Origin of the sequence: Pontibacter akesuensis, assembly GCF_001611675.1 — a bacterium.
Taxonomy (GTDB): Bacteria; Bacteroidota; Bacteroidia; order Cytophagales; family Hymenobacteraceae; genus Pontibacter; species Pontibacter akesuensis.
In genome coordinates this window covers 33431-46412 of the sequence record NZ_CP014766.1, presented here as the reverse complement: position 1 = coordinate 46412, position 12982 = coordinate 33431, and the positions used below count along the sequence as shown (strand labels likewise).

Genomic DNA, 12982 nt, shown 5'->3' with positions numbered 1-12982 from the left:
TGAAATTAAGCGAATGTTCTGTACTTTTGATGAGTAAGAAACCCTTTTGTTTTAACTGACAAGACATGCAGACTGCTGAAGTATCTATAAATAAAAAACTAACAGCTGAAGAAATACTAAACGACTACCGCATCGGGTGGGAGAGCCGCCAGGCCAGTCTTACGGGCCGCAAGGAGGTGTTCATGGGCAAGGCCAAATTCGGCATCTTCGGAGATGGCAAGGAACTGGCACAGTTGGCGATGGCGAAATACTTTATGCCCGGCGACTGGCGATCAGGATACTATCGCGATCAGACCTTCATGTTTGCCATCGGAGAACTGACGCTGCAGCAGTACTTTGCACAGTTATATGCCCACACCGATGTGGAAGCAGAACCCTCCACGGCTGGCCGCGCCATGAATGGCCACTTCGGAACGCGCTCCCTCGATGATGAAGGCAACTGGAAGAACCTGATGGAGCAGAAAAATTCCAGCTCAGACATCTCGCCTACGGCCTCGCAGATGCCCCGCCTGCTGGGTTTGGCCTACGCTTCAAAGCTGTACCGCCAGAACCCCGCGCTGCAAAACCTTAAAAGCTTCTCCGTTAACGGAAATGAGGTGGCCTTCGGTACCATCGGCAATGCCTCCACGTCAGAGGGCATGTTCTTTGAGGCGATAAACGCGGGCGGTGTGCTGCAGGTGCCCATGCTGGTTTCTGTTTGGGACGATGGCTACGGCATCTCGGTGCCAGCTGAATACCAGACCACCAAAGGCAGTATCTCTGAGATTCTGGCTGGCTTCCAGCGTAACGCGGAAGGAGAGCAGGGTTATGAAATATTTAAAGTGAAAGGCTGGGACTATGCCGCTCTTTGCGAAACATACGAAGCCGCCGTACGCGTTTGCCGCGAGCAGCATGTGCCGGTGCTGATCCATGTGGAGGAGGTGACGCAGCCGCAGGGCCATTCAACCTCGGGCTCGCATGAGCGCTACAAATCGAAGGAGCGCCTGGAGTGGGAAGCCGCTTACGATTGCCTTGTGAAGATGCGCGAATGGATTCTGGACAATGAGATTGCGACAGAGGAGCAGCTTAACGAAATTGAGGCTGGTGCCAAAGAGACGGTAAAAGTTGCCCGCAGCAATGCCTGGAATGCTTTTGCCAATGCAATAAAAGACGATCACGCGGAAGCACTGCAACTACTGGATAACATGGCAGCAGCCAGTGAGCATATCACAGAAGTGGCAACCATCACGGAAGAGCTTCGCAAAACGGCAAACCCGATCCGCAGCGACGCTATCAGAGCGGTGCGTAAGGCATTACGCTACGTGCGCGATGAGCGCAACCCCGCGAAGCGTGAGTTGGTAGGATGGCTGGAGCAGGCGCTCGGTGAGAATGCAGACCGTTTCAACTCTTATTTATTTAGTCAGTCCGAAAGCTCGGCGTTGGAGGTAGAAGAAGTCAAGCCAGAGTTTGACGAGAACTCGCCGGTTGTAGATGGGCGCGAAGTACTGCAGGCATGTTTTGATGCCATGCTGTCGCGTGACCCGCGCGTGTTCGCTATAGGCGAAGACGTTGGCTTCATTGGTGATGTGAACCAGGCCTTTGCCGGTCTGCAGGAGAAGCACGGCGAACTGCGTGTGACAGACACCGGTATTCGTGAAGTGACCATCATCGGTCAGGGAATTGGTGCAGCCTTGCGTGGCCTGCGTCCGATCACTGAAATTCAGTACCTCGATTACCTGCTGTACGCTATCCAGATATTGTCTGATGATTTGGCTTCGCTGCAGTACCGCACCAAAGGCGGTCAGAAAGCGCCGCTGATCGTGCGCACGCGTGGCCACCGCCTGGAGGGAATCTGGCATTCGGGCTCGCCGATGGGGATGATCCTCCACAGCATTCGCGGCATGCACGTGCTCGTGCCCCGCGATATGACTCAGGCAGCTGGTTTTTACAACACGCTACTTAAGGCTGATGAGCCGGCACTGGTGATAGAGTGCCTGAACGGCTACCGCCTGAAGGAGCGCATTCCAAACAATATCGCAGAATTTACTGTGCCGCTTGGTCAGCCGGAAGTGCTGCGACAGGGAACGGACATTACGGTGGTTACCTACGGCTCCATGTGCCGCATCGTGCTGGAGGCTGCAAACCAGCTGGAGGACTTCGGTGTATCCGTAGAGGTGATTGACGTGCAGACGCTGCTGCCATTTGACGTGCACCATAGCATTGTAGATTCTATTCGAAAGACGAATCGTGTGCTCTTTGCAGATGAGGATGTGCCGGGGGGAGCCTCTGCCTACATGATGCAGCAGGTGGTGGATGAGCAGGGGGCATGGCGCTGGCTGGACTCCAAGCCGCAGTGCCTTTCGGCGCAGGCGCACCGTCCGGCCTACTCTTCGGATGGGGATTATTTCTCCAAGCCAAACTCAGAGGATGTGTTTGAAACAATTTACCAGATCATGCACGAAGCCGAACCGGAAGCCTATCCGACAATATACTAAGCAAGCAGAAGTATAGATCATGAAAAAGGGCCCCGGTATCAGAAAACCGGGGCCCTTTTTCATTTAGAATTTACTTTAACTGGTGATTGATGCTTTTTGTCAAAATGAGTTGGCAGAAAGTAATATAAGTCTGTTGGTAAGGCTATACGTGGTTAGCGCCCCTGACCCTGGTAGAGCACTACGTCATCGGTGTACACCACATTGCTCTTGTTGAGGGCACGGTCATAGATGTATACTTCAAAACGAACGGTATCTCCGGCAGGGTAGTCAATCGTGGTAAAACTGTCGATGGTGAAGCGTATCTCGCCTTCCAGTGTTTCGGGCGCCTCATCGTTGGAGAGCCTTGGAAATCGGCCGCTGAACGTGAAGGGAGTGGACTCGTAGGTGTTGCCCCGCTTTACCTGCAGGTTTGCGAAATAATTGTCGAAGTATGGCGAGCCGGGGTTGAAAGGATCTTGAAAATCAGGGCCTGTCTGTGAGCCACCCGAACCACGGCTCAGGCCCAGGTTACCATCGCCATCCTGAAAATCGATTACGATAAACAGCGTGTCTATAAGTACTTTGTTCTGGGAGTAAGTATACTGCTCTACCCGGTCAAAGGTGATTTGAGGAATGTCGCTGTAATTCGGTTCCTTGCGGCATCCGGCTAGTACCAGGACCAGCACCAACAGCAGGGCACTATACTTTAGCATGTTGTTCATGTAGCGTGTCAGAAAATGAAGCTAAATTTACTAAAATAAACGCAGGGAATATAGGAATTGTTGTATCAAATGGATTTTAAAACCCACCATATTAACCTTTTGCAGCAAAATGAGACTTTTGATTTCGAAAGTGCTGCATTGGCACTCTTCCGGCACCAGGCCCGCCATAATGAAGTATACCGCTCTTACCTGCAGCATCTCAGCGTGCAACCGGAACAGGTGCAGGCACTGGTGCGCATCCCATTCCTGCCGATAGAGTTTTTTAAGGAGCAGCAGGTGCTGACAGGCGCGTTTGAACCTGAAGCTGTTTTCTACAGCAGCGGCACCACCTTGCAAGCGCGCAGCCGCCACTTTGTGGCGAACCGGGATCTTTATCACCAGGTGTCGGAGCGCATATTCGAGCAGTTTTACGGCCCACTGAATGAGTACGTGATCCTGGCGCTGCTGCCGTCTTACCTCGAGCAGGGCGGTTCCTCGCTTGTGGCCATGGTTGATTATTTTGTGAAGCGCACCGGGCAGCAGGAGGAGGGCTTTTACCTCCGAAACCATGCGCAGCTGCTGCAAAGTATGCGGCAGGCCCGTGCCCGGGGCAAAAGCGTGCTGTTGATGGGCGTGTCTTATGCCCTGCTAGATCTGGCGGAGGAGTTGCAGGGGAAGGAGGATTTTACCGGTGTGGCCGTGATGGAGACCGGCGGTATGAAAGGGCGGCGCCGCGAGATGATCCGGGAGGAGCTGCACGCGCAACTGAAACAGGGGTTCGGGGTGGAGGCCATCCATTCGGAGTATGGCATGACCGAGTTGCTCTCGCAGGGCTACTCCAGGGGAGAAGGCATCTTTTGGCCCGGCTATTCAATGCGCCTCCTGCTCCGCGACCTGAACGACCCATTTGACATAGGCAGCACGATCCGCAGCGGCGGGATCAATGTTATTGACCTGGCAAACGTTGACTCCTGCGCCTTCATCGAGACGAAGGACATCGGGCGCCTGCACTCAGATGGCAGCTTTGAGGTACTGGGCCGCTTTGATAATTCTGACATCAGGGGCTGTAATTTACTTGTAAACTAACATCTTTCCCTCCAGCCCTGCGTTTAAGTTGCCATGGGATATATCGCTTTTTTTGCTTTTGTAGCAGGCCTGTGCCTGCTTTTTTATAGATGGGCTTCCCGAAAGACCAGGCACCGCAAACAAATACTGAAGCGGGAGTTTCCCGCTGAGTGGCGCAAGATACTGCTGGATCGCGTTGGTTTTTACCATACGCTGAAGACAGACGAGGACAAAGCCCGCTTTGAAAAGATGCTGCAGCTGTTTCTTTCAGAAAAGCGCATTACGGGCATTGACGTGGAGGTGGACGATCTGACAAAAGTGCTGGTGGCTTCGAGTGCCATCATTCCTATCTTCGGCTTCCGCGACTGGGAGTACCGCAACCTGGGGGAAGTGCTTGTGTTTCCGGGCAGCATCAAGAAGTACAAAGATGAGAAAAGTGAGGCGGTGAGCGAAGTGCTGGGAAGGGTGAACCCGTTTCAGAACGACCACTATGTCACTTTGTCCAAGCCAGCGCTGGAGAGGGGTTTTAACGACATGGCGGACCGCAAAAACGTAGGCATCCACGAATTTGCGCACATGCTGGACCAGGCAGACGGCGAAATAGACGGTACGCCAGCAGCCTACCTGCCGGACGAGCTGATTGAGCCGTGGCAGCAGCTGATGTACCGCGAAATAAAGAAAATAGAGAAAGGCGACTCGGATATTAACAGTTACGGCGCTACCAGCGAGGCCGAGTTCTTTGCCGTGGTGACGGAATACTTCTTTGAAAAGCCGGGTATGCTGGCTGAAAAACACCCGAAGCTGTATGAACTGCTCACCAAAGTGTTTGATCAGAATCCGAAACGCCGCTTCCGCCTAAATTTCAGGGAACTGCTGAACCCGTTTGGCAAGCGCCTGCGCCGGAACGAGCCCTGCCCCTGCGGGAGCGGCCTCAAGTATAAGCAGTGCTGCCGTCTAAAAGCCAAGGCAGCATAGGTAAATATCTTCTAATACCAGGGCGCCACTTACTTGCCTTAACAAAATGATTTTCGAGTTTCCACCTCCAAATAGGAAACTAGCAGCAAGAATAACTGTCCCCTTGAGGGGACCATAGGGGTGTAGATTTGGAGGCAATAACTTAAGGCTTGAGTTCCTGTTATGAGTTTTCAGCTGTCAACACCCCTGTAGTCCCCTCAAGGGGACACTTCTATTCTTGTGGTGTAGAGATAAAGAAAGTCATCCCCATCAGGATGACTTTCTTGTTTAAGTATAAAGTTAATATCTAGCTGATATTAAGAAGACAATCAGTGTGCTTATACAACAGGGCGCGCATAAGCTTTGGCATCTTCGGCAGTAATTTCAGGGCCGCTCATGATCACGAGGCGCTCTACTACGTTGCGCAATTCCCTTACATTGCCCCGCCAGTCCAGTTGCTGCAGAAAAGCGAGGGCATCGGTCGTAATGGTTTTGGGCTTGTTGCCGTAATCGTTGGCGATGTCGTTGAGGAACTTCTGCACCAGGTCCGGAATGTCTTCGCGGCGGTCGTTCAGGGCAGGCACGTGGATAAGGATGACGCCCAACCGATGGTACAAGTCCTCGCGGAAATTCTTTTGCTCGATCTCATCCAACAGGTTTTTGTTTGTCGCTGCCACCACACGCACATCCACTTTGATGTCTTTGTCGCCGCCCACGCGTGTAATTTTGTGCTCCTGCAGTGCCCGCAGCACCTTCGCCTGCGCCGACAGGCTCATGTCGCCCACCTCGTCCAGGAAAAGGGTGCCGCCGTCGGCCTGTTCAAACTTGCCAATGCGCTGCTTTACAGCCGAGGTGAACGAGCCTTTTTCATGCCCGAACAACTCACTTTCGATCAACTCACTTGGTATCGCGGCGCAGTTCACCTCTACCAGCGGACCGCCACTGCGGTTGCTGTGCTCATGTATGGCACGGGCTACCAGCTCCTTGCCCGAACCGTTCGGTCCGGTTACCAGCACGCGGGCATCGGTTGGGGCCACTTTCTCGATGGCCTGCTTCACGCGCGAGAGGGCAGCAGAGGTGCCAACCATTTCGTAAGTTTTCGAGATCTTCTTTTTGAGGATCTTGGTTTCCGTCACCAGCGTCGATTTGTCGAGGGCGTTACGCACCGTTACCAGCAGTCGGTTGAGGTCGGGTGGCTTCTGCAGAAAATCGTAAGCCCCTTTTTTGGTGGCTTCCACGGCGGTGTCTATTGTTCCGTGGGCTGAAATCATGATGAAAGGAGAGTCCGGTGCCACCTCCATAGCCTTTTCGAGCACTTCAATGCCGTCCATTCCAGGCATTTTAATGTCGCAGAGCACCACATCATACTTGGCTTTGCCGAGCAGCTGCAAGCCTTTTTCGCCATCCTCCGCTTCATCCACCGTATAGTTCTCAAACTCCAGTATTTCCTTCAGGGTGCTTCGGATAGCCCTTTCGTCGTCAATTATTAGAATCTTGGGCATAGTTTTTATTTTGTCAGGGTAAGTATAGCCAATTCAGGGCCGCTTGTCAAGGCGGCTGAGGCACTTTTACGAAATCAGGCGAAAGTAGATAACCTTCCATCCAAACGCCAGTTACAAGCCTGCTTTTCAATTCTGAAAAGCGACAAGTCTACTGGTAAAATGGGTTTTAAGCCATATTTACCCCTTGTTAAGCTTGCAGCTCTGTAAAGTACTATGTATTTTTGTTTAAACCATACAGCAGCATACCTTGACAAATAAGCAGCAATCTTCCCTGACGCCAGCGTATACTTCCCCGGACTCCCTTATTCCGGTTAATGATGTCAGCCGTTTGCGTGCGCTTTACCGCTACGAGATTCTCGATTCGCCCCCGGAGCCTTTCTTCGAGAAAATTACCCGGCTGGCGGCTAAAATATTCAACGTTTCCAGCGGTTTCGTGTCGCTGGTAGACCGCGACAGGGTATGGTACAAAGCCAACTTCAGTTCGCTGGATGTTCCTTGCGTGGACCGGGAAGACAGCCTCTGCTCTCATACCATCATTAACGAGGCGCCTGTCACCGTTTTCGAAGATACGCACCTTATTCCTGACCTTCTGAGCAGTCCGTACGTCAGTGCAGAAGGCGGCATCCGCTTTTATGCCGGGGCGCCTATTATTACACATGATGGTTATAACCTGGGCACCGTCTGCGTTATAAGTGACCAGCCACGGCAAACGAGTGAAGATGAGATGAAGATACTTGCCGATCTGGCTACGCTGGTGATGGAGCACATTGAGATGCGCGCCATGGCCAGAAAGGCGGTACGCAGGCATGATGCCTTGCACAGCGGTATTGTGGTAGGAATTAATTCTTCACTTAAGGAGCAGGTTGAACTGCTTAAGGAAGCAGCAAATGTGCCGGGACCCGTTAACATCATCAAGAAAACAGAGCACCTAGCCACTGCCATGCTTAACACTACAGCTAACCTGCTGCATGAGTCGGCGCACGAACAGCTGGTGGTGTTCCCACAACGCGAACTGGTATCGGTGGCCGCTATCGCGGAGGCCGTTGCAAACGAGTATGAAGCGGTAGCCGTGGGCAAAGGGCAGGAGCTGTTTTACTCTGTGGCCAGCCGACGCGAAATGCTGGTGGACCCCAACCTGATGCACGAGGCACTCGCCCTGCTGGTGGACCACCTCATCAAGTATACCCCAAAGCACAGTTCTCTTGCCATTGATGTGTTTGAGGCAGATGACAAATTCCGGGTGGAGGTAAGCAACGAAGACACTACACTGAAAGAGGCGGACCTGCTGAACATGTTTTACCGCTATGCCTCCCTCGACGGAAAGGTAACCGGTAATGAAAATTCAACGGGGCTGGAGCTGGCAAGGGCCAAAAGCATTGTTGAGAGCCACGACGGCGCGATCTGGGCAGAAACCGCCAATCACGGATCAGCCACTAAAATTGTGGTCGAGTTTTCAGTTTAAATCATGTTGTCTATACTTCCGGTTTTCAGTTAGTTAAGCAAGTAAAATTATTATGATATACTTTCCCTGGAGAGCTGCATTTCATGCTGGGGGAATACACATTCAAGTGAAAAAGCGCTGGCCATACTTGTGCATGGCCAGCGCTTTTTCATTAGACTTAGATTATAGTTTGCCAGCCTGATAGCCGCTGCCCATCACCAGGGCATCTTCCAGGGCACCGTAAACAGGGTCGGCTATGCTGGTGTTATCTCTTAAGGCTTTGCGCAGGTAAAAGCTGGCATAGGTGCCTGCCAAAGCAGCCGCTGCCCCAAGCGCTGCTCCCTGCACACCACTCTGGCGACTGCTAATGAACAGGGCAGCCCCAACCAAGGCACCGGAAGCCATGCGCGTCAACAACGAGGGCATCTCAATCCGGTCTGGCACATCAGGTACTTTATCACCAATTATCTCTGTGGCGGCAAGCGCTGTGAGTGTGTTAGCCACGTATTTATTTTGCAGGAACCGCAGGGGCGTATGGCTGAGGGCACCGTTTTTTTCATCGCTTAGAGTTCTGCTTAGCAGGGCAGGTGCAGACACAGCCCGCATACCAGCCAGCGTACCCATCACCAGTGTTTTGCTGATTAATTTTCTCATAGGTAAGGTTTAAGTTTATTTATAGCTTTCTCTGTCTACGTGCCAGCGCAACTTAAGCTTCTATTTCAATGCAATTTAACAGTTTCCCGTCGCGGGCTACAGGCACAGAAGCAAAACAGAACTCTTCAAAGGCCGTTTAGAATCAACGCTTCATCCTTACCGGCATATTTACCAATAACATTACGTTTAGCAGGAATTTGCTCCGGTAAAACATTGCAGGCGCTCATGGGCGTATAGCTAAAACGGTACATTCCGGTGGGGCGGTGGGCATGATTAAGTATTATACCTTATATTTACCTTGCGTAAGCTTATACTTCCTAAGTTTACGTAATCTAATGAACATACATTCTTGATGGGTTTAAAAGAGAACAAGGCTGATACAGGCAGAAGGCGTCAATTCGTGACCACACGCAGGCTCGACCGTCTTTTCCTGGAGCTGTACAGAATATATAATTTCCACGTGCGTTTCTTTAAAGAAGTGTTCGTGCCACCTTACGAATTCCGGGAAGTACTCAGGCAGTGTTACGAGGTAGGCGTGCGGTCGCTGCCGCTGATCGCGCTGACAGGGTTTATCATCGGCATTGTATTTACAAACCAATCGCGGCCATCGCTTCAGGATTTCGGTGCCACCTCGTGGCTTCCCTCGCTCGTATCCATCGCCATCGTGCGGGCCCTGGCGCCGCTGGTAACCGCCATTATCGCCGCCGGTAGGGTAGGTTCCAGCATTGGGGCAGAACTCGGGTCGATGCGCGTAACCGAGCAGATAGACGCGATGGAGGTTTCGGCCACCAACCCTTTCAACTTTCTAGTGGTTACGCGGGTACTGGCCACTACGTTCATGATCCCGGCCCTGTCGATGTTCACGATTTTCGTGGCTCTGATGGGGGCATACGTAAACGTGCATCAGAATGAACTCACGAGCTTTACCACCTTTATCACGCAGGTTTTCGGGGCCATTACTTTCCTGGATGTTTTCTCCTCGGTTATCAAGACATTTATTTTCGGATTTACCGTAGGTATGGTAGGGTGCTACAAAGGCTACTATTCGTCTAAAGGAACAGAGGGCGTGGGCAAGGCAGCCAACGCCTCGGTGGTAACGGCTATGTTCATGATTTTTATCGAGGAGTTGCTGGCCCTACAGGTCATTAACCTGTTCAGGTACATGTAAGCTTGACATATGAAGAAGATTAATCCGAAGATAAACAGGGAGAACAATGTCATCGAGATCAGGGGACTCAAAAAGGCCTTTGATGACTTTGTAGTGTTGAAGGAGGTGAACCTGGACCTGTACCAGGGAGAAAACCTGGTGGTGCTGGGCAGGTCCGGTACCGGTAAATCCGTGTTGATTAAAATAATCTCCGGCTTGCTGAGACCCGACGAAGGGGTGGTAAACGTGCTGGGGCAGCAGGTAGATAAGCTCACGCCGAAGGAACTAGACAAGCTGCGCCTTCGGATAGGCTTCTCGTTTCAGAACAGCGCCCTGTATGATAGTATGACGGTGCGTGAGAATCTGGAGTTCCCGCTTATACGGCACTCCAAATCCATGACCAAGGCCGAGCGCGACGAACTGGTTCAGGTGGTGCTGGAGGCCGTGGGCTTGTCGCAAACAATCAACCAAATGCCATCCGAGTTATCGGGTGGGCAGCGCAAGCGCATCGGCATTGCCCGCACGCTTATTCTGAAGCCGGACATCATGCTGTACGACGAGCCAACCGCGGGACTTGATCCGATTACGTGCATCGAGATCAACAAGCTGATCAACCAGGTGCAGGAGCGCTTCAATACCTCTTCCATCATCATCACCCACGACCTTACCTGCGCCCGCGCGGTGGGCGACCGCATGGTAATGCTGCTGGATGGCGAATTTAAGCGGGAAGGCACTTTCGAGGAGGTTTTCTCCTCGGATGATGAGCGTGTGAAAATGTTTTATGACTACAATTTTGTAAGCTAATAATGAAGACCGAAGAAAGTAAGCGTGCCGTAATGGTCGGAATATTCGTGCTGATCGCCATCATCATCTTTGTGGTGGGTGTGTTAACCTTGGGTGGACAGCAAAAACGATTTATCAGCAGTATTACCGTCAAAACCCTGTTTGATGATGTGGAAGGCCTAAAAGTGGGCAACAACGTGTGGTACTCCGGGGTGAAAATTGGCACCGTGAAAGCCATTGATTTCTATGGCGACTCCCAGGTGGAGGTGGTCATGAACATCGAGGAGTCGGCCCAGCGCTTTATCCGGCAGAACGCCAAAGCCCGGATCAGCTCTGAAAGCCTTATCGGCAACAAGATCATCGAGATTTTCGGTGGTACGCCAGCGGCAGAACCTATTGAAGATGGAGATGTGCTGGCCTCCGAAGCCAACCTGAACACCGACGATATCATGAAAACGCTGCAGGAGAACAACAAAAACCTGGCAACCATCACCAGCAACTTCAGCGTGATCAGCGACCGGCTTGTAAAGGGTGAGGGCACCTTAGGCACCTTGCTGACGGATTCGACGCTGGCACTAAACTTCCAGAATCTGGTGGCCAGTCTGGAGCAGACATCGGTTAACACGGTGAAAGCTTCCCGCGACCTGAGCCGCTTCACAAACCAACTGAACACCGAAGGCAGCCTTGCCAGCGAACTGCTCACCGACACTACCGTATTTAACCGCCTGCAGGCCTCAATGGCGCAGTTGCAGCAGGCAACAGAGTCGGCGGCGCAGATGACGCAGAACCTGCAGCAGACAAGTCAGAAGCTGAACAACGAGAACAACGCCGTGGGGGTACTGCTGAGCGACGAGGAGTTTGCCAACACCCTGAAACAGACAATGCAGAACCTGGAGACCAGCACTCAGAAGTTTGATGAGAACATGGAGGCGCTGCAAAGCAACATCCTGCTAAGAGGCTTCTTCAAGAAAAGAGACAAAGCAGAGAAGGAGCGAATGGAAGAGGCGGAAGAGGCAGGCCAGGAACCCGAACAGCAGAACCAGTAGTTACTGCCTGTATCCATTAAAAGAAAGCCAGCTCCACGCTGGCTTTTTTTATGGAAAAAACTTAAATGATACGGACGCGTCTTAAAACTATCCTACTGTCGGTAATGCCTTAACCCGAAGCCATGAAAAAGCCCCTGTTCCTTATCTGTGGAGTTGTGTTGCTTGCTGTACTGCTACGCCACGGCAGGTTACGGGGTGATGCCGTGCCTGCGCCGGAAACACATGTAGCGGCAGCACAGAAAATGCGCGGGGTAAACTGGGTGGCCGGCGACAGCATTACTCTGGAGCAACTGCAGGAGCTGCAAAGCCACAATGTTACCTGGATTGCTCAGACCCCCTTTGGCTGGCAGAAAGCCTATAACTCGCCGGAGGTACGGCAGAGCAGGGATGAGCGGGTGTACTGGGGCGAGCGCGACAGCGGTGTCATACATACAACCAAACTAGCGAAGCAACTGGGCATCAAAACGCTGCTGAAGCCACACATCTGGCTTATGGAGCGCGACAGTGGCAAATGGCTGGGCGACATCCAAATGCAGAGTGGGAGCAGTGGTTTGCCAACTACAGCGCGTTTATACTACATTATGCACGGTTGGCGGAGGAACTGGAGATAGAGGCTTTCTGCATCGGCACAGAGCTATACTTGCCGGCGGTGCAGCGGGAACAGAATTGGCGGAACCTGATACAACAGGTGCGCCAAGTATACTCCGGCCAGTTAACCTATGCGGCAAACTGGTATAAGGAGTATGAGGAGATCCAGTTCTGGGATGCGCTCGACTTTATCGGGGTGCAGGCGTATTTTCCGCTCACCCAGCAGCACAACCCAAGTATAAAGGAACTGCAGCAGGGGTGGAAGGCGCACAAAAAGCAGCTGGACGCGCTGCAACGGAAGTATGGCAAGCCCATTGTGTTTACAGAAGTGGGGTACAAAAGCACGCCCGATGCCGCGATTGAGCCCTGGAAGTGGCCGGAGCGCAAGCAGGCAACTTTTATTCCACTTTCGGAGCAAACACAGGCGAATGCTTTTGAAGCGCTTTTTCAGCAGTTCTGGCAGACACCCTGGTTTGGCGGCACCTTCATCTGGAAATGGTACCCCCGCCTGCGCGAAAACCGCCGCGACCACGTGGACTTCACGCCGCAGCAAAAACCCGCCGCAGAGGTAATGAAACGGTGGTATGGGAAATGAGCAGGGGCCGCAGCTTTTGCGGGCAAGTATAAAGCAAAGGAATTAAATTTTGC

At 52.3% G+C, this 12982-nt stretch carries 10 protein-coding genes and 1 pseudogene; 8 read left to right on the top strand and 3 right to left on the bottom strand.

Annotated elements, in window-relative coordinates; all coding sequences use genetic code 11:
- The first annotated feature begins 65 nt into the window (after nt 1–65).
- A complete protein-coding gene (locus A0W33_RS00225; protein ID WP_068836294.1) occupies nt 66–2474 on the top strand; it encodes an alpha-ketoacid dehydrogenase subunit alpha/beta in 2409 nt (802 codons plus the stop codon).
- Nucleotides 2475–2626: 152 nt separating this feature from the next.
- Here the strand turns inward: A0W33_RS00225 and A0W33_RS00220 are convergent, their stop codons facing one another.
- On the bottom strand, nt 2627–3175 hold the full coding sequence (locus tag A0W33_RS00220) for a hypothetical protein (RefSeq protein ID WP_068836293.1): 549 nt from the start codon (nt 3173–3175) through the stop codon (nt 2627–2629).
- A gap of 69 nt (nt 3176–3244) precedes the next feature.
- Between A0W33_RS00220 and A0W33_RS00215 the strand changes: the two genes are divergently transcribed.
- Nucleotides 3245–4240: an acyl-CoA synthetase family protein gene (locus A0W33_RS00215; RefSeq protein WP_068836292.1), complete on the top strand. Its 996-nt coding sequence runs from the start codon at nt 3245–3247 to the stop codon at nt 4238–4240.
- 33 nt (nt 4241–4273) lie between these two features.
- Nucleotides 4274–5194, top strand: a complete 921-nt coding sequence (locus A0W33_RS00210) for a M90 family metallopeptidase (RefSeq protein WP_068836291.1) — start codon at nt 4274–4276, stop codon at nt 5192–5194.
- Between the two features lie 317 nt (nt 5195–5511).
- Here the strand turns inward: A0W33_RS00210 and A0W33_RS00205 are convergent, their stop codons facing one another.
- Nucleotides 5512–6675 carry a sigma-54-dependent transcriptional regulator gene (locus tag A0W33_RS00205; protein ID WP_068836290.1) on the bottom strand — a complete coding sequence of 388 codons (1164 nt, stop codon included), beginning with the start codon at nt 6673–6675 and terminating at the stop codon, nt 5512–5514.
- Nucleotides 6676–6922: 247 nt separating this feature from the next.
- Here A0W33_RS00205 and A0W33_RS00200 point away from each other — a divergent pair, with 247 nt between their 5' ends.
- Nucleotides 6923–8137: a GAF domain-containing sensor histidine kinase gene (locus A0W33_RS00200; protein ID WP_068836289.1), complete on the top strand. Its 1215-nt coding sequence runs from the start codon at nt 6923–6925 to the stop codon at nt 8135–8137.
- 162 nt (nt 8138–8299) lie between these two features.
- Here A0W33_RS00200 and A0W33_RS00195 read toward each other — a convergent pair whose 3' ends face one another.
- Nucleotides 8300–8770 carry a DUF4126 family protein gene (locus tag A0W33_RS00195; protein ID WP_068836288.1) on the bottom strand — a complete coding sequence of 157 codons (471 nt, stop codon included), beginning with the start codon at nt 8768–8770 and terminating at the stop codon, nt 8300–8302.
- A gap of 352 nt (nt 8771–9122) precedes the next feature.
- Between A0W33_RS00195 and A0W33_RS00190 the strand changes: the two genes are divergently transcribed.
- From A0W33_RS00190 to A0W33_RS21325, 4 genes and pseudogenes are all read left to right on the top strand, one after another.
- The gene (locus tag A0W33_RS00190; RefSeq protein ID WP_068836287.1) at nt 9123–9938 is read left to right on the top strand and encodes an MlaE family ABC transporter permease; all 816 of its coding nucleotides are present in this window, start codon (nt 9123–9125) and stop codon (nt 9936–9938) included.
- 9 nt (nt 9939–9947) lie between these two features.
- Nucleotides 9948–10721, top strand: a complete 774-nt coding sequence (locus A0W33_RS00185; protein ID WP_068836286.1) for an ABC transporter ATP-binding protein — start codon at nt 9948–9950, stop codon at nt 10719–10721.
- A gap of 2 nt (nt 10722–10723) precedes the next feature.
- On the top strand, nt 10724–11746 hold the full coding sequence (locus A0W33_RS00180) for an MlaD family protein (protein WP_068836285.1): 1023 nt from the start codon (nt 10724–10726) through the stop codon (nt 11744–11746).
- Between the two features lie 122 nt (nt 11747–11868).
- Nucleotides 11869–12929, top strand: a pseudogene (locus tag A0W33_RS21325) (glycoside hydrolase family 113).
- Nucleotides 12930–12982: the final 53 nt, after the last annotated feature.